This is a genomic window from Microvirga solisilvae (assembly GCF_022808595.1).
Lineage (GTDB): Bacteria > Pseudomonadota > Alphaproteobacteria > Rhizobiales > Beijerinckiaceae > Microvirga > Microvirga solisilvae.
In genome coordinates this window covers 152712-176623 of the sequence record NZ_JAKUCN010000002.1, presented here as the reverse complement: position 1 = coordinate 176623, position 23912 = coordinate 152712, and the positions used below count along the sequence as shown (strand labels likewise).

Annotated in this window: 23 protein-coding genes; 9 read left to right on the top strand and 14 right to left on the bottom strand. The window is 62.3% G+C overall.

Annotation, left to right across the window (positions count from 1 at the left end; all coding sequences use genetic code 11):
• Positions 1–4 precede the first annotated feature (4 nt).
• Together MJ639_RS05385 and MJ639_RS05380 are read left to right on the top strand one after the other, a co-directional pair.
• Positions 5–1075 carry a FecCD family ABC transporter permease gene (locus MJ639_RS05385; RefSeq protein ID WP_243369264.1) on the top strand — a complete coding sequence of 357 codons (1071 nt, stop codon included), beginning with the start codon at positions 5–7 and terminating at the stop codon, positions 1073–1075.
• Positions 1072–1857 (top strand): heme ABC transporter ATP-binding protein, encoded by a 786-nt coding sequence (locus MJ639_RS05380; protein ID WP_243369263.1) that lies wholly within the window; start codon positions 1072–1074, stop codon positions 1855–1857. Before MJ639_RS05385 ends, MJ639_RS05380 begins: the two co-directional genes overlap by 4 nt.
• A 2-nt stretch (positions 1858–1859) precedes the next feature.
• Here MJ639_RS05380 and MJ639_RS05375 read toward each other — a convergent pair whose 3' ends face one another.
• From MJ639_RS05375 to MJ639_RS05325, 11 genes are all read right to left on the bottom strand, one after another.
• Positions 1860–2198 carry an antibiotic biosynthesis monooxygenase family protein gene (locus MJ639_RS05375; RefSeq protein WP_243369262.1) on the bottom strand — a complete coding sequence of 113 codons (339 nt, stop codon included), beginning with the start codon at positions 2196–2198 and terminating at the stop codon, positions 1860–1862.
• A gap of 67 nt (positions 2199–2265) precedes the next feature.
• Entirely contained in the window at positions 2266–3969 is a 1704-nt protein-coding gene (locus tag MJ639_RS05370) for an ABC transporter substrate-binding protein (protein WP_243369734.1), read from the bottom strand.
• Between the two features lie 149 nt (positions 3970–4118).
• Entirely contained in the window at positions 4119–4400 is a 282-nt protein-coding gene (locus tag MJ639_RS05365; RefSeq protein WP_243369261.1) for a DUF2160 domain-containing protein, read from the bottom strand.
• Between the two features lie 10 nt (positions 4401–4410).
• Entirely contained in the window at positions 4411–5187 is a 777-nt protein-coding gene (locus tag MJ639_RS05360) for a carbohydrate ABC transporter permease (RefSeq protein WP_243369732.1), read from the bottom strand.
• Positions 5188–5291: 104 nt separating this feature from the next.
• Positions 5292–6188, bottom strand: coding sequence for a carbohydrate ABC transporter permease (locus MJ639_RS05355; protein ID WP_243369260.1), 897 nt, complete (start codon positions 6186–6188; stop codon positions 5292–5294).
• Complete coding sequence (locus MJ639_RS05350; protein WP_243369259.1) at positions 6185–7285, bottom strand: ABC transporter ATP-binding protein; 1101 nt, start codon at positions 7283–7285, stop codon at positions 6185–6187. Before MJ639_RS05350 ends, MJ639_RS05355 begins: the two co-directional genes overlap by 4 nt.
• Before the next feature lie 11 nt (positions 7286–7296).
• Positions 7297–8385: an ABC transporter ATP-binding protein gene (locus MJ639_RS05345; RefSeq protein ID WP_243369258.1), complete on the bottom strand. Its 1089-nt coding sequence runs from the start codon at positions 8383–8385 to the stop codon at positions 7297–7299.
• A gap of 11 nt (positions 8386–8396) precedes the next feature.
• On the bottom strand, positions 8397–9923 hold the full coding sequence (gene glpD / locus MJ639_RS05340) for a glycerol-3-phosphate dehydrogenase (RefSeq protein ID WP_243369257.1): 1527 nt from the start codon (positions 9921–9923) through the stop codon (positions 8397–8399).
• Between the two features lie 164 nt (positions 9924–10087).
• Positions 10088–10867, bottom strand: a complete 780-nt coding sequence (locus tag MJ639_RS05335) for a DeoR/GlpR family DNA-binding transcription regulator (protein WP_243369256.1) — start codon at positions 10865–10867, stop codon at positions 10088–10090.
• Between the two features lie 229 nt (positions 10868–11096).
• Positions 11097–11525: a VOC family protein gene (locus MJ639_RS05330; protein ID WP_243369255.1), complete on the bottom strand. Its 429-nt coding sequence runs from the start codon at positions 11523–11525 to the stop codon at positions 11097–11099.
• 241 nt (positions 11526–11766) lie between these two features.
• On the bottom strand, positions 11767–14535 hold the full coding sequence (locus MJ639_RS05325; protein ID WP_243369254.1) for an SH3 domain-containing protein: 2769 nt from the start codon (positions 14533–14535) through the stop codon (positions 11767–11769).
• Between the two features lie 505 nt (positions 14536–15040).
• Between MJ639_RS05325 and MJ639_RS05320 the strand changes: the two genes are divergently transcribed.
• Positions 15041–16390 carry a family 1 glycosylhydrolase gene (locus MJ639_RS05320; protein ID WP_243369253.1) on the top strand — a complete coding sequence of 450 codons (1350 nt, stop codon included), beginning with the start codon at positions 15041–15043 and terminating at the stop codon, positions 16388–16390.
• 27 nt (positions 16391–16417) lie between these two features.
• Here the strand turns inward: MJ639_RS05320 and MJ639_RS05315 are convergent, their stop codons facing one another.
• From MJ639_RS05315 to MJ639_RS05305, 3 genes are read right to left on the bottom strand one after another with little or no spacing between them, the layout of a single operon-like run.
• Positions 16418–16681: a hypothetical protein gene (locus MJ639_RS05315; protein WP_243369252.1), complete on the bottom strand. Its 264-nt coding sequence runs from the start codon at positions 16679–16681 to the stop codon at positions 16418–16420.
• A 16-nt stretch (positions 16682–16697) separates the two neighbouring features.
• Positions 16698–17720 carry an alcohol dehydrogenase AdhP gene (gene adhP / locus MJ639_RS05310; protein ID WP_243369251.1) on the bottom strand — a complete coding sequence of 341 codons (1023 nt, stop codon included), beginning with the start codon at positions 17718–17720 and terminating at the stop codon, positions 16698–16700.
• A 23-nt stretch (positions 17721–17743) separates the two neighbouring features.
• Positions 17744–19006 (bottom strand): aminotransferase class V-fold PLP-dependent enzyme, encoded by a 1263-nt coding sequence (locus tag MJ639_RS05305; RefSeq protein WP_243369250.1) that lies wholly within the window; start codon positions 19004–19006, stop codon positions 17744–17746.
• A 542-nt stretch (positions 19007–19548) separates the two neighbouring features.
• Between MJ639_RS05305 and MJ639_RS05300 the strand changes: the two genes are divergently transcribed.
• From MJ639_RS05300 to MJ639_RS05275, 6 genes are all read left to right on the top strand, one after another.
• Positions 19549–19974 (top strand): hypothetical protein, encoded by a 426-nt coding sequence (locus MJ639_RS05300; RefSeq protein WP_243369248.1) that lies wholly within the window; start codon positions 19549–19551, stop codon positions 19972–19974.
• 132 nt (positions 19975–20106) lie between these two features.
• Positions 20107–20535, top strand: coding sequence for a hypothetical protein (locus MJ639_RS05295; protein WP_243369246.1), 429 nt, complete (start codon positions 20107–20109; stop codon positions 20533–20535).
• 185 nt (positions 20536–20720) lie between these two features.
• Positions 20721–21047, top strand: coding sequence for an ATPase inhibitor subunit zeta (locus tag MJ639_RS05290; RefSeq protein ID WP_243369244.1), 327 nt, complete (start codon positions 20721–20723; stop codon positions 21045–21047).
• Between the two features lie 229 nt (positions 21048–21276).
• The gene (locus tag MJ639_RS05285; protein WP_243369242.1) at positions 21277–22167 is read left to right on the top strand and encodes a bile acid:sodium symporter family protein; all 891 of its coding nucleotides are present in this window, start codon (positions 21277–21279) and stop codon (positions 22165–22167) included.
• 36 nt (positions 22168–22203) lie between these two features.
• Positions 22204–23031, top strand: coding sequence for a polyphosphate kinase 2 (ppk2, locus tag MJ639_RS05280; RefSeq protein ID WP_243369240.1), 828 nt, complete (start codon positions 22204–22206; stop codon positions 23029–23031).
• A gap of 106 nt (positions 23032–23137) precedes the next feature.
• The gene (locus tag MJ639_RS05275) at positions 23138–23677 is read left to right on the top strand and encodes a hypothetical protein (RefSeq protein ID WP_243369238.1); all 540 of its coding nucleotides are present in this window, start codon (positions 23138–23140) and stop codon (positions 23675–23677) included.
• The last annotated feature ends 235 nt before the right edge of the window (positions 23678–23912 follow it).

The following is a 23912-nucleotide window of genomic DNA, read 5'->3' as shown; positions in this document are numbered from 1 at the left end:
AGCCATGATCGCCGCCGCTTTGGAAGGTGAAGAGCGTAGCTCTCTGTTTCGTGACCGCAGGCCCCTGCTGATGCTGGGCCTCGCCTGTCTCGTCGTCATCGTCAGCCTCGTCGCCATGAGTTTGGGTGCAACAGGCGTGCCCCTGTCGCGCGTTCTCGGCATCATCACCGAGCAGGCGGCACAGCCCTCCGGCGATGCGCTCGTCATCCTGCAGGTGCGTTTACCGCGTGTGATGCTCGGGCTCCTGATCGGCGCGGCGCTCGCCTGCTCGGGCGCGCTGATGCAGGGCCTCTTCCGCAATCCGCTCGCCGATCCGGGCCTCGTGGGCGTATCGGCGGGCGCGGCGCTTGCGGCAGCCGCCACAATCGTCGTCGGCGATGCGCTGCTGTCTCCGCTTATCGGACCGTTGCCCTTTACCGCGCTTCCCATCGGCGCGTTCATCGGCGGATTGCTCACGACCTTTGCGCTCTATCTCGTCGCCACGCGCCAGGGCCGCACATCGATTGCCACGATGCTGCTTGCAGGCGTCGCCTTCGGCGCACTCTCCGGCGCGCTCATGGGCTTCCTCTCGTATTTGAGCGACGACCGGCAATTGCGCGATCTCTCCTTCTGGTCCCTCGGCTCGCTCAGCGGCGCCACCTGGACCAAGGTCGCGGTGGCAACGCCCCTGATCCTGCCCGTTCTTCTCGTCACGCCGTTTCTCGCGCGCGGGCTCAACGCGCTCGCGCTAGGCGAGGCGGAAGCCTTTCATCTCGGCGTGCCGGTGCAGCGGGTGAAGGCCTTGGCGATTCTACTCGTGGCCGTGGCGGTGGGCGTATCGGTCGCCTGCGCCGGCATGATCGGCTTCATCGGCATCGTCGTGCCGCATGTGCTGCGCCTTAGCGCAGGCCCCGATCACCGCATGCTGCTTCCCGCCTCAAGCCTTCTCGGCGCGGCTTTGCTGGTTGCGGCTGATACAGTAGCGCGCACTATCGTGGCACCTGCGGAACTGCCCATCGGCATTCTGACCGCCATCTTCGGTGCGCCATTCTTCCTGTGGCTCCTGCTGCGCCGCCAGGGAGGGTTTTCCCTATGACTGTGATGATCGAAGCCAAGAACGTCACATACCAGGTCGGCGGTCGAGCGCTGATCGAGAGAATCGATCTCTCCATCGACAGTGGTGCGCTGACCATCATTGTCGGCCCCAACGGCGCCGGAAAGTCGACGCTGCTACGCGTGCTCTGTGGCGAGCTTGCACCGACGCAGGGAGAGGTTCTGTTCAACCATGAGCCGCTGCGTACGATTCCCGCCTGGCGTCTCGCCCATCGCCGCGCCGTCATGCCCCAAGCATCCGAGCTCGGCTTTCCTTTCACCGCTTTCGAAGTCGCTTCCCTCGGTGTCGAAGGAATCGGACAAGGCCTGAGCCGCAATGATCGTCAACGCATGGTCATCGATGCTCTTGATCAGGCCGATGTGGGGCATCTCGCGCGCCGCAACTATCAGACCTTGTCGGGCGGCGAGCGGCAGCGCGTCCATTTCGCGCGCGTTCTCGCGCAGCTCGCGGCAGGGCGAACCGTCGAGCCGCGTCAGGTGCTGTTTCTCGACGAGCCCATCGCAAGCCTCGACCTGAAGCACCAGCTTGCCCTGCTCAACAAAGCCAAGAGCCTCGCGCAAGGCGGGCTGACCGTGATCGCCGTGCTGCACGATCTCCAGCTCGCCGCAGAGTTCGGTGATGGGCTGGTGCTCCTGCATTCAGGCCGGCTCGTTGCGCGTGGGTCGGCCGATGATGTTCTAAGTTCGAACCGCCTGTCAGAGGTCTTCGGCGTGAGCCTGATTTCGCCTGCCCTCCCGCCGAACCCGTGGCGGCTGACGGCGTAAAGCTAGAGAGTTTCTGCAACGTCGGGCGCCTGGACGCGATCCGTCGGCCCGTAATCGCGCACCACCTCGGCGATGCGCAGACGGTAATCGGCGAACATCTCACTTCGTCCGGCTGCTTGCGCTTGCCGATGCTTGAGATGATGGCGCCATTGGCGGATGGATTCCTCGTCGCGCCAGAATTGCAGCGAGAGGAGCTTGCCTTCCTCATAGAGACTCTCGAACCGCTCGACGGAAATGAATCCGTCGATCTTTTCGACTTCGGCGCGCAAGGCGGCGGCCATTTTCAAGTAATCGTCCTTGCGCCCGCTGGCGGGCCAGACCTCGAATATCACGGCCATCATCGCCAGAACCTCTTTCTGCCTTCCAAAAAAGAAAGGCCCCGCCCTTTGAGAGCGGGGCCTCGATCACTTAGCTGCGCTTGGGCGGAGAAGCGGGCCAGCTCTTGATGAGCGTGTCGTAATCCACAGTCTCACCTTTCGGCTTCTCGTTCGCCAGCTTCGGCTGGGGCGCGATGTTGCCGGAGGCTGCGGCCTTCTTGATCCATTCCTCAGCAGAGGTTTTCGGATTCAGCTTCGGACCGCATTCACCCTGCACATTGGCGCGTTCGAGACGGCCGAGCACTTCATCCTGCGCGGCGGCAAGCGAGTCCATCGCCTGCTGCGGAGTCTTCGCGCCGGAAGCCGCATCGCCGATGTTCTGCCACCAGAGCTGTGCGAGCTTGGGATAGTCGGGGATGTTGTTGCCGGTCGGGGTCCATTGCACGCGGGCGGGCGAGCGATAGAACTCGACGAGGCCGCCGAGCTTCGGCGCACGCTCGGTGAAGCTCTTGTCCCAAATATCGCTTTCGCGGATGAAGGTGAGACCCACATGGCTTTTCTTCAGCGAGACCGTCTTCGATGTCACGAACTGAGCATAGAGCCAAGCCGCCTTGCGGCGATCGACCGGCGTGGACTTCAGAAGCGTCCAGGAACCCGCATCCTGGTAACCGAGCTTCATGCCCTCCTTCCAGTAGGAGCCATGCGGCGAAGGAGCCATGCGCCATTTCGGCGTGCCATCCTGGTTCATGACCGGCAGGCCGGGCTTCACCATGTCGGCGGTAAACGCCGTGTACCAGAAGATCTGCTGGGCGATGTTTCCTTGAGCCGGAACAGGACCCGACTCGGAGAAGTTCATGCCGTTCGCCTGGGGCGGGGCATATTTCTTCATCCAGTCGAGATATTTCGTGATCGAGTAGACGGCGGCGGCTCCGTTGGTGTCACCGCCACGGTCCACCGACGATCCGACCGGACGGCAGCCTTCCATGCGGATGCCCCATTCGTCCACCGGCAGGCCGTTCGGAATGCCCTTGTCGCCGTTGCCGGCCATGGAGAGCCAGGCATCGGTGAAGCGCCAGCCGAGCGACGGGTCCTTCTTGCCGTAATCCATGTGGCCATAGACCTTGACGCCGTCGATCTCCTTCACGTCGTTGGTGAAGAATTCGGCGATGTCCTCATAGGCCGACCAGTTCACCGGCACGCCGAGATCGTAGCCGTACTTGGCCTTGAACTTCTCCTTCAGGTCGGGGCGCTGGAACCAATCATAGCGGAACCAATAGACATTCGCGAATTGCTGGTCCGGCAGCTGATACATCTTGCCGTCGGGCGCGGTGGTGAAGGACTTGCCGATGAAATCGGCGATGTCCAGCGTCGGCGAGGTCACGTCCTTGCCTTCGCCTGCCATCCAGTCGTCGAGGGCGATGGCCTGCTTGTAGCGGAAATGGGTGCCGATGAGATCGGAATCGTTGACCCAGGCATCGTAGATGTTGCGGCCGGACTGCATCTGCGTCTGGATCTTCTCCACCACGTCGCCTTCCTGGATCAGGTCGTGGGTGAGCTTGATGCCGGTGATTTCGGAGAACGCCTTGGCGAGCGTCTTGGCCTCGTATTCATGGGTCGTGATGGTCTCGGAGACCACGTTGATCTCCATGCCGGCGAAGGGCTTCGCCGCATTCACGAACCATTCCATCTCCTTCAGCTGATCGTCCTTGGAGAGCGTCGAGGGCTGGAATTCGCTGTCGATCCAGCGGCGGGCTTCCTCCATGCCCGCGAGAGCGGCGCTGGAGCCGAGCGCCATGGCAAGGACGCTCGTCGTGACGAAGAGCTTCAGGCGCCGGTGAGATTGGGTGTGCTTCATTGCTTCCTCCCGAATGATGCCCTTGAGGCTTTTCGCCCTTGTCTTCCTCGGCCTGGGCAATCCGAGGAATTTTGGAGTCTGTCCCTCCCTCACACCGTGCGGAACACCAACGCGGCGTAAAGGAGAGACAGGCCCGAGGCCCACCACAGGTCGGGCCCGACAAGACCCAGCCACGCAAGGTGGATGAAGGCCGAGCCCAACAGAGAAATGAAAATTCGGTCGCCGCGCGTGGTCGGAATACGCAAGATCCCGACCCGCTCCGTTTCCGGGCGATAGATCGCAAGCAGGGTCATGACGACGAGCAGGCTCGCGATGCCGACGAAGAACAGCCCCGTCTGCCAGGTCCAGGCCATCCAAGCGAGATCAGGCATGCGGTCCTCCTTAAACGCGGCCCAGGGCAAAGCCCTTGGCGATGTAGTTGCGGACGAACCAGATCACGAGCGCACCGGGGATGATGGTGAGCACGCCCGCAGCCGCGAGCAGTCCCCAATCCATGCCCGACGCCGACACGGTGCGTGTCATGGTGGCGGAAATCGGCTTTGCGGCCACCGACGTGAGCGTGCGTGCGAGAAGCAGCTCGACCCAGGAGAACATGAAGCAGAAGAAGGCTGCGACACCCACGCCCGATGCGATCAGCGGCATGAAGATCTTCACGAAGAAGCGCGGGAACGAATAGCCGTCGATGGCCGCCGTCTCGTCGATCTCGCGCGGCACGCCCGACATGAAGCCTTCGAGAATCCACACGGCGAGCGGCACGTTGAAGAGGCAATGCGCCAGAGCGACCGCCCAGGGCGTGTCGAAGAGACCGATGGCCGAGTAGAGATTGAAGAAAGGCAGCGCGAACACAGCCGGCGGCGCCATGCGATTGGTGAGCAGCCAGAAGAACAGGTGCTTGTCGCCCAGGAAACGGTAGCGCGAGAACGCATAGGCCGCTGGCAAAGCGAAGGAGATTGACAGCACCGTGTTGATCAGCACGTAGGTGAGCGAGTTGATGTAGCCGGAATACCAGCTTCGGTCCGTGAAGATGGTGATGTAATTATCGAAGGTGATGTTCTGCGGCCAGAGGGTAAGGCCCGACGTGATCTCCGTGTTCGTCTTCAGGCTCATGTTCACGAGCCAATAGATCGGCAGCATCAGGAACAGAAGATAGAGCGTCATGACGATCACGCGCCCGTTCACACGTGGGCCCGCCACAGCCTTGTTGGCGGCAAGGGGCGCAGCCGATGCCTTGACGTCGGAGGGCCGGATGGCGACGGAATCGGTCATGCCTCAACTCCCTCTTTGCGCGCGTCTCCATGGGTCATGATGGTGTAGAAGACCCAGCAGATGGCGAGGATGATCAGGTTGTAGACCAGTGACATGGCGGCCGCCTTGCCGAGATCGAACTGTCCGAGCGCCAGTTTCACCAGATCGATGGACAGGAACGTGGTGGCATTGCCCGGCCCGCCGCCGGTGAGCACGAAGGGCTCCGTGTAGATCATGAACGAGTCCATGAAGCGCAGGAGCACGGCGATGAGCAGGACACGGCGCATCTTCGGCAGCTGGATGGTGCGGAACACCGCCCAGCGCGAGGCGCCGTCGATGCGGGCCGCCTGGTAATATGCGTCCGGAATCGACTTCAGGCCTGCATAGCACAGGAGCGCGACAAGGCTCGTCCAGTGCCACACATCCATGACAACGATGGTAATCCACGCATCCAGCGGATCGCCGGTGTAATTGTAGTCGATGCCGAGATGGTTCACGACCCAGCCGAGCAGGCCGATATCGCCACGGGCGAAAACCTGCCAGATCGTGCCGACCACGTTCCACGGAATCAGCAGCGGCAGGGCCATCAGCACGAGGCTCAATGCCACGGTCCAACCCTCGCGCGGCATGGCGAGTGCCACGGCGATGCCAAGCGGCACCTCGATGAGAAGGATGATCGCAGAGAACAGAAGCGTGCGCCACAACGAATCGAAGAAGCGCCCGCCGAGATCGGTCGAGGGATCGAGCAGCTCCTGGAACCAGCCGACGCCGTTCCAGAAGAACTGGTTGTTGCCGAAGGTATCCTGCACGGAATAGTTCACCACGGTCATCAGCGGCAGCACCGCCGAGAAGGCCACGATGAGAAACACCGGCAGGACCAGGAGCCAGGCCTTGTTGTTGAGGGTTTTCGTCATGCCGCCTGCCCTCCCAAAGCCTCGCCGGCGACCAGATGCCCGTCGGCATAGATATGAATGTGGCGCGGATCGAGCCGAAGCGAAGCCTCGTCGCCGCTGACGGAGAGGTTCTCGGGAACGCTTGCGGCCATCATGCGCCCGTTCATCTCCACCCTCGCGATGCGCGCGCGCCCGATATCGTCGATGCGCCGGATGCGCACCGGCAGGCCCGCTCCTTTCGGCTGTATCTGCACGAATTCGGGCCTGATGCCGAGTTCCACCTGCTCCTTGTGGTTCAAGGTGCGGTAGCGGCGCTGCAGGGAGATTGTCTCGCTGCCGAGAAAGGCTGTCGCTCCCTCGACCTGGCACGGCAGGATGTTCATGCCCGGCGAGCCGATGAAATGGCCGACGAAGGTATGGGCCGGGCGCTCGAAGAGCTCGTCGGGCGTGCCGGTCTGCACCACCGCGCCGTCATGCATGACCACCACCTTGTCGGCAAAGGTCAGCGCCTCGGTCTGGTCGTGCGTCACGTAGATCATGGTGATGTCGAGTGCCCGGTGAATCTCCTTGAGGGTCGAGCGCAATTGCCACTTGAGATGCGGATCGATCACGGTGAGCGGCTCGTCGAAGAGGATCGCCGCCACGTCGGGCCGCACGAGACCGCGCCCGAGGGAAATCTTCTGCTTCATGTCCGCCGTCAGGTTGCTCGCCTTGCGGTCGAGAACGGAGGTGAGATCGAGAAGCCGTGCAATCTCCTCCACCCGCTGCGCCGTCTTATCTCGCGGCACGTGTCGGTTCTTGAGCGGGAAGGCGAGATTCTCGCGCACCGTCATGGTGTCGTAGACCACAGGGAACTGGAACACCTGGGCGATGTTGCGGGCTTCCGTGGGCAGATCCGTCACGTCCCTGTCGTCGAACAGGATGCGTCCACGCGTCGGGCGCACCAATCCCGAGATGATGTTGAGAAGCGTGGTCTTGCCGCAGCCCGAGGGACCGAGCAGCGCATAGGCGCCGCCCTGGCTCCATACGTGGTTGATCTCCTTCAAGGCGTAGTCATGCGGGCCTTGCGGGTTCGGCTTGTAGGCGTGGGCGAGATGGTCGAGGGTGATGCGGGCCATTCAATCTCTCCTCACGCGGCTTTCTGCGTCGTGCTGGCCGCGGCGAGGCGGCCATCCTGATCGAACAGGAAGAGATGACGCGGATCGAGATAGGCGGTGATGGACGTCCCCGGCTCCAGCCGCCTCACGCCCGGAACAAGGGACACGAAGCGGTGCCCTCCGGCATCGAGATGCACATAGCTTTCCGAGCCCGTGATCTCCGCCACGGAGACGGTAGCCGGAATGGCGATCTCATCGCTGCCTATCGGCTCAAGGCCTAAGTGATGCGCGCGAAAGCCCATGGTGTAATCCCCATCGGGAACGCTCGCGAGCACATCCGTTGCGCGCGCCTGCCCTCCCGTGCTCAAAGTCGCCATGCCACCGGATTTGCGGATCGTCAGCGTGTTGAGCGGCGGGTCGGAGAACACGCGCGCCGTCACGAGATTCTGCGGTTTGCGATAGACTTGCGGCGTCGGGCCGAACTGCGTGATCCGGCCCTCGAACAGGGTTGCCGTGTTGCCACCGAGCAGCAGTGCTTCAGAGGGCTCCGTGGTGGCGTAGACGAAGATCGCGCCAGAGGCCGCGAAGACGCGCGGCAGCTCCTCGCGCAGTTCCTCGCGCAGCTTGTAATCGAGATTAGCCAGCGGCTCGTCGAGCAGCACGAGGTCGGCCCGCTTCACCAAGGCACGGGCGATGGCGGTGCGCTGCTGCTGGCCGCCCGAGAGGTTCAGGGGCTTGCGGTCGAGATAGGACTCGAGCTTCAGGAGTTTGGCAGCGTCACGCACCCGCGTCTCGATCTCGGACGAGGCCAGACCCGCCACGCGCAGGGGGGAGGCGATGTTTTCGTAGACGCTGAGGGACGGGTAATTGATGAACTGCTGATAGACCATGGCGACGCTGCGCTTCTGCACGGGCCAACCAGTCACGTCCTTGTCGTCGACGAGAACGCGTCCGCTTGTCGGAACATCGAGCCCCGCCATGAGGCGCATGAGGGAGGTCTTGCCGGCGAGCGTCGCACCGAGCAGCACGTTGAGGGAGCCTCGTTCCAGCGTCAGGGAAACATCACCGATGTGAACCGATGCCCCCACTTTCTTCGATACGCTTTCGAGAACAAGGGTCATCGCTTCTCCTTTTACGCCGCGTTCGATGTCACGGCATCGCGCATGAACATGTCGAGCGCCTCCACCTGGGCCGGTGACAACCGCAACCCGAGCTTGCTGCGGCGCCAGAGCACATCGGCGGCGGACAGCGCCCATTCCTGACTGATGAGATAGAGCACCTCGCGTTCCGTGAGATCCGCCCCGAAATTCTGGCCGAGATCGTTCATGGAACGGGCGTTGCCCAGAAGGTCCCGCGTCCGGGTGCCGTAGGCCCGCACGAGGCGCGCGACGAGCGGCTTGTCCAGGAACGGATAGGCCTCGCTCAACGCGGCGACCAAAGCCTCGTATCCCGTCTGCGGAAAATCACCGCCCGGCAGGGACGCGCCGCCGGTCCAGGCGGGCTTGCGCGCGGCGGGAAGATGACCTTTGAGCTTGTCCAACGCTGCCTCAGCAAGACGGCGATAGGTGGTGATCTTGCCGCCGAAGATCGACAGCATGGGCGGCTGCCCCTCAGGCGCATCGAGCATCAGCACATAATCGCGGGTGGCTTCCTGCGCTTTCGATGCGCCGTCATTGTAAAGCGGCCGCACGCCTGAATAGGTCCAGACCACATCCTCGCGGTGAATGGGCTCCTTGAAATACTCGCTCGCCGCAGCGCAGAGATAGGCGATCTCCTCCTCGCTCGCCTTCACCTCCACCGGGTCACCCTTGTAGTCGCGATCCGTGGTGCCGATCAGCGTGAAATCGTTCTGGTAGGGGATCGCGAAGATGATGCGGTTGTCGGCGTTCTGGAAGATATAGGCGCGGTCATGCGCGAAGAGCTTGTTCACGACGATGTGGCTGCCCTGGACCAGACGAACCGATGCGTTGCTGTTGGAGCGGGCGACACCGTTGAGAACCTTCTCCACCCAAGGCCCTGCCGCGTTGACCAGCACCTTGGCCCGAATGCGCTCCTGCAAGCCCGTGCGCAGATCTTCCGAGGTGACGACCCAGTGATCGCCGGAGCGCTCAGCGCCGACGACGCGGGTACGGGTGCGGATCTGCGCCCCGCGCTCCGCCGCATCGCGCGCATTGAGAACGACGAGACGGGAATCCTCCACCCAGCAATCGGAATATTCGAAGCCTGACGACAGATCGGATCTGAGAGGCGCGCCGGCCGGATCGCTTTTCAAATCGAGCGTGCGGGTCGGCGGCAGGAGCTTGCGGCCGCCGATATTGTCATAGAGCGCCAGACCTAAACGCAGCAGCCAGCGCGGGCGCAGGCCCTTGCTGTAGGGCAGCACGAAACGCAGAGGCCAGACGATATGCGGCGCCATGCGCCACAAGACCTCGCGCTCCATGAGCGCCTCCCGCACAAGACGGAATTCGTAATGTTCCAGATAGCGCAAACCGCCATGGATGAGCTTGGTCGAAGCGGATGACGTGCCGCTGGCCAGATCGTTCTGCTCAAAGAGGATCACCGAACCGCCTCGCCCGGCCGCGTCACGGGCGATTCCGCACCCGTTCACGCCACCACCGACGATCGCAACGTCGAACGTCGCTTCATCAAGCGCGTTCATCGGCGTCCCTCCGGCCCCGGATTCTATTTTTTCTTTTTTACTTTCGTTTGAGGCTACTCAGTCCCCAAAACGAAAGCAAGAGTTGCAAAAGGGGGATTCATTGCTCTAGGGCGAAAGTATAATATTATAATCTTTCTTACGTCGACATTCCGACAAACGACAGCCTATTCGCCAAAGCTCCCCACCTCGACGACCTGGATCTGCGACGTCTCGCAGATATCCCGCAATTGTGCCGATGCGAGCGTGTCGGTGACGAAGATGTCGATCTCCCTCAGATGTCCGATGCGCACGGGCGCGGAACGCTCCGCCTTGAGATGATCGGCCACGAGAACGACTTTCCGGGCATTGTCGATAATCGCCCGTGACACGCGAACCTCGCGCACGTCGAAGTCGAGCAGCGAGCCGTCCTCGTCGATGGCCGAGGTGCCGATCACTGCGTAATCCACCTTGAACTGGCGCACGAAATCGACAGCCGCGCCACCGATCACGGCTCCGTCCGCGCGCCGCACCGGCCCGCCGGTCATGATGACTTCGATCCTGGGATGGCGGTAAAGAATGGTCGCCACATTGAGGTTGTTGGTGATGACGAGCAGCCCCTCGTGATCTTGGAGCGCGCGCGCCACTTCCTCCGTGGTCGTGCCGATATTGATGAAGAGTGAGCTGTTGTTGGGAATGAGCTTGGCAGTCGCCGCGCCGATGGCCTGCTTCTCGGCCTGAGCGATAAGGCGCCGTGCCTCGTAAGCCACGTTCTCAACGCCCGAGGCGATGACGGCTCCGCCATGAACGCGGGTCATCAGGCGCTGTTCGCAGAGATCGTTCAGATCCTTGCGGATGGTCTGCTGGGTCACATCGAGCCGGGAAGCCAGCTCGTCCACGTTGACGCGTCCCTGGAGGCGCGCGATCCCGATGATCTCCTGCTGCCGCGGGGAAAGCATCTGATCCATGGCCCGAACTTTCGCTTTTGAGACAGTTTCGAGGCTAAACGAAGCTGAAGCGAACCATACGGGTGCTTCGATCGTCAAGAACTAAACGGGATAGGGCAACTTTCTGCCGGAGCTACGATAGACGCGCCCTTTCATGACGCGGTTGCCATCTCGGCGATCACGAACTGCGACATCTGCGACGCACCACGTGCATCAGCAAGAACGCTGCAATCCGATGGAGTAACGTTTTCTAAAACGTGATGCGGACCGAGGGCGCGCTTCGCTCGGACGGACCGTGATAGACAGCCTCGATGTTGTTGCCGTCGGGATCGAGCACGAAGGCGGCATAATAGCCGGGATGATAAGAACGCTCGCCGGGTCCGCCATTATCCGTGCCGCCATTGTCGAGAGCTGCGCGATAGAACGCGTCGACCATCGCGCGGTCGCGCGCCTGGAAGGCGAGATGATGGCGTCCGGTCAGCTTACCCTCGGCGGCATCGCTATCGGCTGTGGAGATGAAGAGCTCGTCGGCCCAGAAGTAATCGTCGGCGCTGCCGCCTAGAGGAATACCGAGCACCTGAAACACCGCCTCGTAGAATCGGCGGCTGGCCGACAGATCGCGGACGACGAGTTGGATATGATCGATCAACCGGCCACGATGCAATTCATCAGTTTCCATCGCTCTCCTCCAATTCAATGACGACTGCCACAGCTTGCGGATTCTAGGACGAGCATCGCTGTTGACCATGGGAGCCGGCGCGAGAGGCAAAGCGGGTTGTTGTTATGCGCTCGCATCAGGATCGATCATTGCGTGACGATCTTGAAAACAAAACCCGAAGATGCCGAGGATTCCAGCATCTTCGGGTCGGATGGAAATGCCAGCCTCTGCAGACCCGCTGACTATTTCTCAAACCAATGCTCTAACGACGCCGTCCGCCGCCACCCCTGAATCCGCCACCACCACCTCGCGGCGCGAAGCTGCGTTGGGGCGAGAAGGATCCCGACGAGCGGGAGAATTGCGGCGGTGGCCGGTAAGCCTGCCGGTTGGCGATGTGACGCTGGTTTCCGAGGTTGCGCGCCTGGTAGTCACGTCCCAGGTTCGACGGCAGAGACTGCGCAGATGCCGGGCGCTGGGCAGGCCTTTGCGCGGCGGGGCGGGGCTTCGCCGCCGGGCGCTGCTGCGCGGTTTGGCGGTCCCTTGTCGCCGGACGTTGCTGCGAGGCAGGCCGCTGTTCGGCCCTTGCCCGTTCCTGACCGGCCGGACGCGTCGATGCCGATGGACGCTGCTGGGCAGATGGACGCTGCTGTGCCCTCTCACCCCGATTGGCCCCGCCTTCGACGCGATCCCGCGCGGGCGTCCGGTTGTTTCCACCCGACAGCCGCTGGCCGAGTGCGGCTCCGGCCGCACCGGCCGCGCCTGCTCCCGCAAGCCCTCGAAGTCCCTCGCCACCACCGGCACGCTCCTGCAGCCGCTCGCGTCCCTCGCCGCCTTGGAGAAGGTCTCGTGATTCCGGCCGGGACACATCCTGCCAGCCGCCATTCCAGCGCTGCCACCCATCGCCGGTGTTGCGATAGACATTGCCGTCCCGCCCCGCATAGACGTCGCCGCGGCGGCCTTCGCGGATGAAGCCCTGTCCGTTCGAGGTGTTCCAGCGAAGCGCGTCGCCGCCGGCCGCCGTCGATCGGGCCGTCACCCGCGCCCATTCGGATCCGCGGCTGACGCCAGCCGATTTCCACGCGCCATACACGTTGCGCCCGCCGGCAATGTATCCTGCCCCGTCCGTGCGAGGATTATAGGCTCCGACGAAGCCCGCCGATCCGCGCGGTCCCCAGGCCGCGCCTGCCCGGCCATAGGCGCCGGTCACCGGATTCCAGGCCCGCACCCCCGCGATGCCGCGATAGGGCCCGTAGGCGTAGCCGTAGCGGCCATATGCGCCCCGGAGCGGGTTGTAATAGGCCGCGAGACCCCAGGTCAGCGGCCGCGGGTAATAGATCGGATAGCCGTAGCCGGGCCAGCTGTACCAGTAGGGCGGATAACGCCAGCCGGTGCCGTAGACATAGGTGCCCCAGGCCAGGAACCCGTACAGGTAACCCGGGGTGTAGCCGTACCAGACCGCGTCGGGCTCGGTGTCGTACACACGAACGTAGGTGACGTTGTACAGCGGCGAGGATGGCGGGATCGCATAGATGGCATCAGGCACCGCGCGGGCGAGCTGCCAGGGTCCGTTCGGATTGTCGGACACGAACCAGACGCCATCCTGAAGCAGGAAGTATTGCGCCCCGACCTTGATGACGGTGGCGCTCGTGTTCGTCGCGTAAGACAAATCGGTCGTCTCGATGGGCGCGAATTGAGCATCGCCCGCATAGGCCACCACAGGCGTGATGGAACCCTCCTTGACGCGCGCAGTCGTCGGAATGCTGGCCTTGAGCCGCGCCTCGGCGGCCTCCGACGTGCCAGGCACTGAGGAGCGCACGGCATAGTACGGCGCGTCTTCGGGAATGTTTCGGAAATCGTCGGGCAGATCGGGCGTGGCGAATGTCCACGGGCCTTCGAGCGAGGCTGCGCGGAACCAGCGTCCCGCCAGAAGCACGTACCATTGCTTCCCGGCCTTGTCGAAGAACACATCGGCCTCGGTGTTGGAAGCCCATTGAAGCGAGGTCTTGGGAACATCCTCGAGCTTGGGCTCGCCGTTGAACAGCAGCATCTCCGCAGGATTGTCCGTGGTGATCACCTTCGGAACCACGCCACCCTCATAGGCTTCGGGCGGCATGGCGGCGCGGGCATCGGCCCAGTTGTCGTCGTCGGGCAGTTCCTTCAATAGCGCCGGCAGTTCGGTGACGGGCGTCCACGGACCGCCGATCGCGCTCGCGGTCAGCCAATGCGTGTCGTCGCGCAGATAGAGAGCGCCGCCCTCATCCACCTTGAAAAGATCCCAGTTGGTGTTGACCAGGAAGCTCAGACCCTGCTTGCCCTTCACGGGAGCAAAGGCGGCCTCGCCATCGGTCTGCACCAGGATCGCGGGCGTCTTCGACACTACAATCTGCGGCGGATCGGCCTTGAGCCCCGTCACGTCGGTCATGCGCTTCTGCTCGGCGAGGCTTGCGGTCACGCGCGTTTCTGCCACGGTGATCGGCCCCGTCGGCAGGATCTTGCCGGTCTCAACCGCAAGTGCCTTCAGATCGTCGCGGCCGAGACTGGAGAAGTTCAGGTCGGTGACGGTGATATCGCTGATGACAATCTCATCGGCTTCGTCATCGTATGAGGTCGCGCCCTTGAGTCCGATCACGCCGAAGACCGGATTGCTGTCAGGCGTTTTCAGGTATTGGGCCGCCACCAGGGCCTCGATGGTTTTGAAGTCGGTCCATTCGGTGAATTGCGGCTGGAAAAGAACCATGCGGCCCTGGCCGACATCGTAGCTGCGCGGCCAGCCTTCTTTCTCCTGACTTTCTTCGAGATAGCGTCCGCTGACGAAGCCGTTTTTCCCATTGACGGTGACCGCGCACCAGCTTCCGGAATCCTCGCACTCGCCCATGTCGACGGCAGTGCCGGCCGGTAAGGTTCGAATAGTCGAATAATTCGTACCGGGCCCCGAGCGGAAATTGACGCTGCTCGTCGTCACGCCCGGAGCGGCGAGCAGCGGCGATGTGACAATGACCGGGATGAGAGCAAGCGCGATGACGTGGCGCATCAGAAGTCACTCCTGCAAAATCCGGCATCGGAAAATTTCCGCCACCGGCGCGACGGGGTCACTGCACGGTGCCGTGTAGGCCCGCCGCTGCAGGATCCTCCCTCTTCATGCCCGACATGCTGCTTCGAACCGCGCAATCTGCGTCAGGCCGGATGGATTGTGATCACGTCGCACGATCATGCTTGATTGTTTGGGACAAGCGCTTGGCATTTGTGGCCATGGAATCGCCAACATGCCCACCGGCTCAGCTGCCCGTGACTTGCAGAGGATGAGGCGCCCGTTTTGCGAAATATATCCGCTGCCCTGAAAGGCCCTTGTCCCAACCTGCCAAGCGAGTGACCTATTCGGTCAAGCAAACTGCGCACGCGATGCGAGACTCGCGACGGACGAAGGATGCCAGTCGACTGCCGGACTTACCCGGCATCCCATCGATCACGTCACTGCCGCCCCACGGCCCGGATCAAGAATCCCGCAAGCCCTGGCAGAGAAATGGACGAGCGACATCATGAGAGATCATTCGCGCAACGACGGCGACCGCCAACCGGCCCGGGTCACCCTCTTCCTGTTCGCGACGGGCATCGAGAACAGCTATCCCACGATCCAGAACGGCCGCGTGCGCCGGGATCAGATGGAGGAATGCGGCCATTATCAGCAATGGCAGCGCGACTTCGAACTGCTGGAGGATCTGAACATCCGCTTCCTGCGGTACGGCCCCCCGATACACAAGACCTTCCTCGGCCCAGGCCGCTACGACTGGGAATTCTCGGACCTGACATTCGCGTGGCTAAGGGAACACGATGTGATTCCCATCGTCGATCTGTGTCATTTCGGCGTGCCGGACTGGATCGGCGATTTCCAGAATCCGGACTTCCCGGCGCTCTTTGCCGAATATGCCAGGGCCTTCGCGCACCGCTACCCGTGGGTCCAGTTCTATACGCCCGTCAACGAGATGTTCATCTGCGCCCAGTTCTCGGCAGCATTCGGCTGGTGGAACGAGCAGCTGAAGAGCGACCGGGCCTTCGTTACCGCGCTCAAGCATATGGCCAAGGCGAACGTGCTGGCGATGTACGCCATTCTGGAAGAACGCCCCGACGCGATCTTCATTCAGAGCGAGTCGACCGAGTACTTCCATGCCGATAACCCCAGTGCGATCAAGTCCGCGGAGTTTTACAACGCCCGCCGGTTCCTCTCACTCGACTTGAACTACGGATATCCGGTCAACTCGCATATGCACGAGTATCTTTTGGATAACGGCATGACGCGCGAGGAATACCATTTCTTCCTCGACAACACCCTGCGCCACCACTGCATCATGGGCAACGACTTCTATCACTCCAACGAGCACCGGGTGGGCGCAGGCGGCGAGATCCGGACGGCCGGCGAGGTTTTCGGATATGACGAGATCACGCGCCAGTATCACGACCGATACGGTCTACCCGTCATGCACACCGAGACCAATTTCGACCAAGGCCACGGGGGAGACGAGGCCGTCGATTGGCTCTGGAAGCAATGGGCCAACGTGCTGCGGGTGCGCAACAACCGCGTGCCCATCGTGGGCTTCACCTGGTATTCGCTCACCGACCAGATCGATTGGGACATCGCACTCCGTGAGCAGCGGGGAAAGGTGAATCCGCGCGGGCTCTACGATCTCGACCGCAACATCCGGCCCGTGGGGAAAGCCTTCAAGACGCTTCTCTCCCAATGGCGCGAGGTCCTGCCGACCCAGAGCGTCTGCCTGTTCGTGCCAGTCATGCTGCCGAGCGAGTACGACGAGCCCGTGGCGGCCCGTCGCCGCGAGGGATGGCGCCGCTATTTGCGCCATGAATTGAAGACCAAGCCCGAACTCAGGAGCTAGTACCGCACCTTCGCACTTGCGGTTTCATCATTTGGGCAGGCACTCGACGTTATAGGCAATGATGATTTGCGCCGGGTCCGCCGCGCCTGCCCGTTTCAGGTCTTCTAGGCCGCCTCTAAGCTTGGTTCCTGCTTCCTTCAGCGTATCCTCAATCTTTGCCTTTGCGGCTATGCATCGATCCTCGCTGGTGAACTCCTGAAACTCGACCGTTGGCAGCAATCTCCATTCGGCCTTGTCATTCGTCGCGGCAGGGCTCACCGAGTAGGAGAAGATGTAAATCAAAATCCACATTGACGGTCCTCTAGAGCTAGATCTTCATCACGACACGACCGTCGATTTTGTTCTCACGCATCCGGCCGAAGATGTCGTTGATCGCTTCCAGAGGCTCGAGTGAGTAATGAACCTTCACCTTGCCCTCGCCCGCGAATTGCAGGCATTCGGCGAGATCCAACCGGGTGCCGACGATCGATCCACGGATGGTCTTACGCATGAGGACCGTCTCGAAGATGTCGAGCGCGAACGAACCGGGCGGAAGCCCGACAAGAGACATCGTGCCTCCCTTCGCGAGCATGCCGAGCCCCTGGCTGAAGGCTTGAGGCGATACGGCCGTCACGAGTACGCCCTGCGCGCCGCCGCAGAGTTTCTTGACCTCGGCGACCGGGTCCGTCGTCTTCGCGTTGATCGTGACATCCGCACCCATCTCGCGGGCAAGCGCCATCTTCTCGTCGGAAATGTCGACGGCGATCACGTTGCGGCCCATCGCCTTCGCGTATTGCACGGCAACATGGCCGAGGCCGCCGATGCCGGAGATCACGACCGTGTCGCCGGGCTTGGTGTCGGTCTCCTTTAATCCCTTGTAGACCGTGACCCCCGCACAAAGGATCGGCGCCGCCATGTTCCAGTCGAGACGGTCGGGCAGATGACCGACATAGTTCGGGTCGGCGAGAACATACTCGGCGAAGCCGCCATTGACCGAGTAGCCGGTGTTCTGCTGTCCATCGCACAGGGTTTCCCAGCTGCCGAGGCAATGGCGGCAATGGCCACAGGCCGTATGCAGCCATGGCACGCCGACACGATCCCCTTCCTTCACCGCCGTCACGCCGGCACCCAGGGCGACAACGCTGCCGACGCCTTCATGGCCTGGGATGAAAGGCGGGCTCGGCTTCACGGGCCAGTCGCCGTCTGCGGCATGCAGGTCCGTATGGCACACACCGCATGCTTCGATCTTGACGAGGATCTGGCCAGGACCGACCTCCGGGACCGGAATTTCGTCGATCACCAAGGGCTTCTTGAACTCACGGACCACGGCTGCCTTCATGGTTCTGGCCATTGCTTCCTCCCGTATCTCTCGCCTTAAACCTTGATCAGGTCCCGCATCGAAGCGACGCCGTCGATGGCTCGCTGGATATGCGCGCGGGTGTTGTAGATGTGTGGGCACAGCCGCAATCCACCGCTGGTCGAAGCGGCGATGCCAAACTTCGTGTACAGGGTATCGGCAACGGTTTTCTGGTTGTCCTTCGGGACCTCGATGACCACGACGCCGCCGCTCATTACCGGAGATTCCGGCGTGACCAGCGTTGCGCCCGCATCCTTCAACCCCGCTTTCAACAGACTTGCCAGTTCAGTGATACGCGCCTGAATCCGCTCGGGACGGATCTGTGCGTGCAGGTCGGCTGTTTCGCCAAGGGCAGCGACGGCGGCATCGTCCCGTTGACCCAACGTTTCGAATTTCAGCGCGTTCTTGAGGTCAAGCTCGACCTTGATGTCGCCGGTATAGCCGATGGTGTTGGGCCAGATGTCCGGAGCTCGGCCATTGCGGACGTAGAGGATACCGATCTCTTTCGGGCCCATGAACCATTTATGGGCGCTGGCGGCGAGTGAGTCGCAGCCCTTGTCATGAAGATCGAGAGCCAACACCCCCCAACTCTGCGCACCATCCACGTGGCAATAGATGCCTCGTTCGCGCGCCATCGCGGCGAGCTTCTTCGCCGGCAGCTTCAGCCCGCTGACGTTGGAAACCTCGGTGAACGTGAGCACCGTCGTGCGATTCGTGCAGGCCTTGGCGAACAGGTCCACGATCTGTTCGTCGCTCTCCGGTAGTCGCGGGAGCGAGACCCGGACGATCTTCAAGCCGAAGCGCCTGGCGCGGATGTCCCAGGCCTCGTTGTTGGTGACGTGGTTCTGATCCCAGATCACGATCTCGTCGCCGGGTTTGAAGTTGAGGCCGTTGGTAATGATGCTGTTGCCTTCAGACGTGTTGCGGGTGAGCGCAATCTCTTCCGGCTCTACGCCGATCTGGGCTGCCACCTTCGCTCGCGATGCCTTCAGAGTGTCGTTGAATTGCGCCCGGTTGTTGAAGGACACGTCATAATCCTCGACCCGGGTCAGCGTCTCGACCTTGTCCGTAACGGACTGGAAGGACGGGCACAGGTTGGCGCAGTTCATCGGAACGGCGCTCTCTGGAAAGATGAACTGGCGACGGACGAGCTCCCAATAATCCTCCCCGCCCGTTGTTTGCGCACGTGCGATGTTTTGGAGGGCGCCGCTGCCGGCCGCGAAAGCCGCGGCTGCGCCAACCTGTTGGAGAATGGACCTGCGTGTCAGTGAAAATGGCATGGCCGGCTCCTTATCGCTGAGCCCCCAGCCCGGGCGATCACGACCCCGAGCTTAGATGAATTGCTCTTTCCCGAGTCGGGCGAGCCGTCTCTTTGAGTACGCGGCGTTTCAAACCCTGCCGGGCGACACACGCCAGATGAGGCTCACGCCAGGACGAGCATCATGGCCTCCTCCGCCCTGCGAGACTCTTTCTAGCCGTGCCGCGATCCTATGCTTGACCGATAGAGACAATCCTTTGACACTTTGGGGCTCGGTACGTCGCCGTGTTTGTCGCCAGCAACTAGACCCTGCGTGAGCACTGGCGCCAGCGCATGATTGGCTTTGAATCCCTGCAGCGGCAAGCCCATAGCCAAAACTGTCAACGCCGTGTCCCATCCGATCAAGCACGACGGCCCGAGCGAAGTACATTGGCTCGGATCGGGCGACGGAAATCCTGCGAAAACACGATGTGATTGCGATCGCGTTTGCAGCATTGGTCCGTCTCTCAGCCGGGAGAGGCCTGCTCGCACGAACCATCTCCCGGACAATCGCAGGGGAGAGCGATGGCGACATTTCTGGGAGCGTTTGGAAACCCGCAGGTCCTCTTAGCCGTGGCTTGGTTGGGCCTTTCTTTTTCGGCAAATGCGGCTTTGGCAAACGAGGCCACGCTCGAGCGGGTGCAAGGGAACGGCTCGAAGGCGACCGGAGCGCCATCCAAGCGACCAGCTCCCGCGAAGCCCCAGGCGCAGGAACCGGCGCGTAAGCCCGACGGAGCCGGCAACTTCGTCTACGGAATCATCGACACCATCCGCGCCCAAAGCGAGGAGCTTTGCCTGCGCTATGGCAATCCAGCCGATTGCCTGGAGGAAGCGGAGGTCTGCCTGACCATGCACGACACCGAGGAAAACCAGGTCAGGCTTTGCCTCAACACCATTCCCGCAGACAGCGACAAATCCGGCTCGGCGCAGAAATCGCGGTTGAAACGGTAGCCGCGATGTCGACGTTGAATGGTCAGACGACAGACGGCGACAGGTATCGTAAGATGTCGATGAGCCACACAACGTGAAGATAGGGGCGCTCCGAAAGCAGCAGGGATTTGGACCCTGTCATTGGAGGCTGTCATGAAGAAACTCGCAACACTTGCCGCAGCCGCGTTGATCGTAACCGGCAGCGTCGGGTCGGCAAACGCACAATACTGGCGTGGCGGCCATTACGGCGGCTACTACCGGCACGGTGGCTGGAACGGCGGCGCGGTTGCTGCCGGATTCATTGGCGGGGCGCTCCTCGGCGGATTGCTCACCGCCGCCGCAACGGCCCCCGCCTATGGGTATGGCTACGGATATCCGGGATACGGCTATGGTTACGGTTATGGCTATCCGGCCTATGGTTACGGATATTACGGTTCGCCGGGCTATTATGCTCCCAGCTACTATTACGCGCGTCCGGTCTATTACGGGCCTCGCTATTATCCGCGGCGCGTCTATTACGGGCCTCGCTATTACGGCGCGCGCTATGCTGCTCCTCGCGTAGCCTACCGCCGGCGCTATTGAGAAAGTCCATGGCCGCCTGACTATGCCGGATATCGGCGTCGGGAGGCCGTGTCGAAAACCGGGAATCTATGGTGCAGGCGAGAGATGGCCTCACAATCGACCACTTCGTCAGAGGCGTAACTCGCGTCAGCTATTGAGCCATTGACAAAAGACGCGCTCAAACACCGGCAATCGGAGGCTTTCCAATGTCCAGCTCCGACGATGTGCAGAAGACGATCCTCCGCAACAAGCTGCTCGGACGGTGGGCCGCCGAGAAGCTGGGGCTCACCGGCCGCGATGCGGACGTCTATTCTGACACTCTCGCCAGGGATGCGGTCGATCCGGCGCGCAGCGATGTGCTCAGCAAGATTCGCAAGGACTTCGCCGATGCGGGCGTGGTCGAGTCGGACACGCGCATCCTCACCGTCATGACCGAGCTCACGATCAAAGCCGGAAAGCTGATGCCGACGGCGCGGGGGGATTCCACCGATGCCGCGGCGCTGGCGCTGGCGCGCAAACTCATGTCGCAATGAGGCCAGCAGCTGCTTGTTCGTAAGAGACAAAAAAACATCATGCCCGCTTCCACGGGCGCGCCTGATCGCTCGGCCATGCGCATGATCGTCGAATATCTTCTCGCTGAAGTGCGGCGGTCCATCCGCTCTCGCTGTCCAATCCAGTCAAGCACCTGTCCTGAACCGTCAAGCCAAGCGATGCAATCGGCGCAATGATGAGTTTCCTCCCGGCATGATGGAGGGATCTTGCATGAACTTGGACCAGGTGATCAGCCTTCTCGTTGCCGTCACACTGATCGAGATGAGCTTCGCCACGGGACTTAGCGTCCGGCTGGCGGACGTGATCGATGCTGCGACCGACAGGCAGTTGCTCCTTGGCGCGGGCCTCGCCAATTACGTGGTCGTCCCGGCGGCGGCCGTGGCGCTCATTCTTCTCGTGGGCGAGAAGCCGCTGGTCGCGGCCGGAATCCTGATCCTCGCCATCTGTCCGGGCGCTCCGTACGGTCCCCCCCTGACAGCCCTCGCCCGCGGAGCCACGGCGAAATCGGTCGGGCTGATGGTGATCCTGGCCGGTTCATCGGTGATGCTGGCGCCGCTGCTCCTCTTCCTGCTCCTGCCTCTCATGACCGGAGGAGCAGACCTGCAGGTCGACCCGCTCGGGATGCTGACGGCCATCGTCGTGATCCAGCTCCTGCCGCTCTGCTGCGGACTCGCCATCCACCATCGACGGCCTGATCTGGCGGCGCGGTGGCTCAGCCCTGCGGTTGCGCTCGGCAAGGTCCTCAACGCGGCAGCGCTGGCGCTCATCATCACATCCCAGTTTTCAGACATCATGGCGATCATGCGGCCCGGCGGAATCCTGGCCATGCTCGTCCTGCTCAGCATCAGCATCGGAGCCGGCTGGATAGCGGGCGGGCAAAGCAGCGCAGACCACAAGGCAATGGCGCTCACGACCGCGAACCGCAATGTCGGCTTGGGCCTGGTGATCACGACCGATGCCTTCCCCGGCACACCGGCCACTGCTGCGGTCCTCGTCTATGGGCTCGTGCAGCTGCTCGGATCGTTCCTGCTGGCGCTGTGGTGGCGACGCGGCCCATTGATAGCGAGAGTCCAAGCGGATGGCCAAACGAAGACACAGTGATGCGGCCGAGGCCGCAAAATTTGAGAGGAGCCTGCAATGAGCAGACAAGACACCATGACAGCCAAGCGAGCGGAGGCCGAAGCTGCCGAGCCGATGAAGCGCAAGGAATTCGAAAGCGAGCTGAGAAAGCTCCAGGTCGAACTCGTCCGCCTGCAAACCTGGGTCAAAGCAACGGGCGCCCGGATCATCGTGGTATTCGAAGGCCGCGACACAGCCGGCAAGGGCGGTGTGATCAGCCGCATCACTCAGCGCGTGAGCCCGCGCGTGTTCAGACACATCGCCCTTCCGGCGCCGACCGAGCGCGAGAAAAGCCAGCTCTACATCCAACGTTACATCGCGCATTTCCCAGCCGCCGGAGAAATCGCGTTGTTCGACCGCTCCTGGTACAACCGCGCCGGGGTGGAACGCGTGATGGGTTTCTGCACCGACGACGAGTACGAACGTTTCATGCGCCTCGTGCCCTCGTTCGAGCAGGAAATCGTCGACAACGGAATCATCCTGCTCAAGTACTTTCTCGACGTCAGCCAGGACGAACAGCGCCGACGCTTCGCCGACCGGATCGAGGATCCGATGAAGCATTGGAAGCTCAGCCCAATGGATACCGAGTCGGTGCGTCGTTGGTGGGACTACACGCTCGCCTATCAGGACATGCTGCAGGCCACCGATACGCGGGCTTGCCCCTGGCACATCGTCCCGTCCGACGACAAGCGCCGGGCGCGGCTCAACCTGATCTCGCACATGCTCAGCCAAATCCCTTACGGCAAGGTCAAGGTCGACCTGCCGAAGGTGCCGAAGGCGGAGCCCAGACCCAAGGGCGTCAAGGAAGGCTTGCACGCGGGACACGTCGTACCGGCGCGGTATTGAAGTCCTGCTCGGGCCGAAGGCTATGACGCAGGACGGCCTTCGGCCGACAGAGTGAGGGCATAATCGAAGACGGCCCAGCCGGGTCGACATGCAAACGGGTGAATTGATGGATTACCGTTCCCGCCGGCTGCCTTGGAGTGTCATTCCCCTGCTCGGCCTCCTGGCTGGAACTGCGGGCGCCGCAACCACTGCGCTCGAGCGCTATGTCGGCTCCTTCTCGGGCTCCGGCACCATCCTGGAAGGACCCGATGCGACATCCCATCAGGTCCGCTGCCGCTTCACCATCCTGGAGCGGGGCGCAACCAGCCTGTCCCTTCAGGGAACGTGCCGGGCCTATCTGATCATCTCACGCTCCATCAGCGCCAATCTCGCTTGGGATCCCGGATCCGGCCAGGTCACCGGCACCTATACCGGTTCGCGGGTCGGAACCGCCCGTCTCACCGGGCGACAGACAGGAGCGGATTTCGACCTGACGATCGAATGGCCGAAACCTCTTTACGGCGATACGACGGCGCAGATGAAGGTTGCAAGCCTCGACCAGGATCGCTTTCGAATTGTGGTCACGGACCGCATCGGGACGAACGGTCCCGCCAAAGCCACAACGGACCTGACCCTGCTTCGCAATCTGCGTCGCGCGCCTCAGTAAGATGGCTGGCGAGGTGCGTGGATAATCCTTGTCTTCTATCACCCGTTTCGGCCGGACTTCGTGAAGCAGGATAAAGAAGACGAGCTGGGGTTGGCCTCACAGGGCATCCATCACGCGCGATGCCGTGTTCACATTGGAATCGACCAGCAGGTTCCCGGCTCCCTCCATTGAGGGAAGTTGCCAGACACATCACCCGGTACAGGCGCTCAAGGCTTCAAGCGACGTTTTACCCGAT

What these genes read in the sequence shown, in the direction of transcription:
- MJ639_RS05290 (WP_243369244.1), top strand. Translation starts at nt 20,721, where the DNA reads ATGTCCAGCTCCGACGATGTGCAGAAGACGATCCTCCGCAACAAGCTG.
- ppk2 (WP_243369240.1), top strand. Translation starts at nt 22,204, where the DNA reads ATGAGCAGACAAGACACCATGACAGCCAAGCGAGCGGAGGCCGAAGCT.
- MJ639_RS05385 (WP_243369264.1), top strand. Translation starts at nt 5, where the DNA reads ATGATCGCCGCCGCTTTGGAAGGTGAAGAGCGTAGCTCTCTGTTTCGT.
- MJ639_RS05295 (WP_243369246.1), top strand. Translation starts at nt 20,107, where the DNA reads ATGAAGAAACTCGCAACACTTGCCGCAGCCGCGTTGATCGTAACCGGC.
- adhP (WP_243369251.1), bottom strand. Translation starts at nt 17,720, where the DNA reads ATGGCCAGAACCATGAAGGCAGCCGTGGTCCGTGAGTTCAAGAAGCCC.
- MJ639_RS05335 (WP_243369256.1), bottom strand. Translation starts at nt 10,867, where the DNA reads ATGGATCAGATGCTTTCCCCGCGGCAGCAGGAGATCATCGGGATCGCG.
- MJ639_RS05370 (WP_243369734.1), bottom strand. Translation starts at nt 3,969, where the DNA reads ATGGCGCTCGGCTCCAGCGCCGCTCTCGCGGGCATGGAGGAAGCCCGC.
- MJ639_RS05365 (WP_243369261.1), bottom strand. Translation starts at nt 4,400, where the DNA reads ATGCCTGATCTCGCTTGGATGGCCTGGACCTGGCAGACGGGGCTGTTC.
- glpD (WP_243369257.1), bottom strand. Translation starts at nt 9,923, where the DNA reads ATGAACGCGCTTGATGAAGCGACGTTCGACGTTGCGATCGTCGGTGGT.
- MJ639_RS05360 (WP_243369732.1), bottom strand. Translation starts at nt 5,187, where the DNA reads ATGACGCTCTATCTTCTGTTCCTGATGCTGCCGATCTATTGGCTCGTG.
- MJ639_RS05285 (WP_243369242.1), top strand. Translation starts at nt 21,277, where the DNA reads ATGAACTTGGACCAGGTGATCAGCCTTCTCGTTGCCGTCACACTGATC.
- MJ639_RS05375 (WP_243369262.1), bottom strand. Translation starts at nt 2,198, where the DNA reads ATGATGGCCGTGATATTCGAGGTCTGGCCCGCCAGCGGGCGCAAGGAC.
- MJ639_RS05380 (WP_243369263.1), top strand. Translation starts at nt 1,072, where the DNA reads ATGACTGTGATGATCGAAGCCAAGAACGTCACATACCAGGTCGGCGGT.
- MJ639_RS05300 (WP_243369248.1), top strand. Translation starts at nt 19,549, where the DNA reads ATGGCGACATTTCTGGGAGCGTTTGGAAACCCGCAGGTCCTCTTAGCC.
- MJ639_RS05325 (WP_243369254.1), bottom strand. Translation starts at nt 14,535, where the DNA reads ATGCGCCACGTCATCGCGCTTGCTCTCATCCCGGTCATTGTCACATCG.
- MJ639_RS05350 (WP_243369259.1), bottom strand. Translation starts at nt 7,285, where the DNA reads ATGGCCCGCATCACCCTCGACCATCTCGCCCACGCCTACAAGCCGAAC.
- MJ639_RS05305 (WP_243369250.1), bottom strand. Translation starts at nt 19,006, where the DNA reads ATGCCATTTTCACTGACACGCAGGTCCATTCTCCAACAGGTTGGCGCA.
- MJ639_RS05345 (WP_243369258.1), bottom strand. Translation starts at nt 8,385, where the DNA reads ATGACCCTTGTTCTCGAAAGCGTATCGAAGAAAGTGGGGGCATCGGTT.
- MJ639_RS05330 (WP_243369255.1), bottom strand. Translation starts at nt 11,525, where the DNA reads ATGGAAACTGATGAATTGCATCGTGGCCGGTTGATCGATCATATCCAA.
- MJ639_RS05315 (WP_243369252.1), bottom strand. Translation starts at nt 16,681, where the DNA reads ATGTGGATTTTGATTTACATCTTCTCCTACTCGGTGAGCCCTGCCGCG.
- MJ639_RS05355 (WP_243369260.1), bottom strand. Translation starts at nt 6,188, where the DNA reads ATGACGAAAACCCTCAACAACAAGGCCTGGCTCCTGGTCCTGCCGGTG.
- MJ639_RS05275 (WP_243369238.1), top strand. Translation starts at nt 23,138, where the DNA reads ATGGATTACCGTTCCCGCCGGCTGCCTTGGAGTGTCATTCCCCTGCTC.
- MJ639_RS05320 (WP_243369253.1), top strand. Translation starts at nt 15,041, where the DNA reads ATGAGAGATCATTCGCGCAACGACGGCGACCGCCAACCGGCCCGGGTC.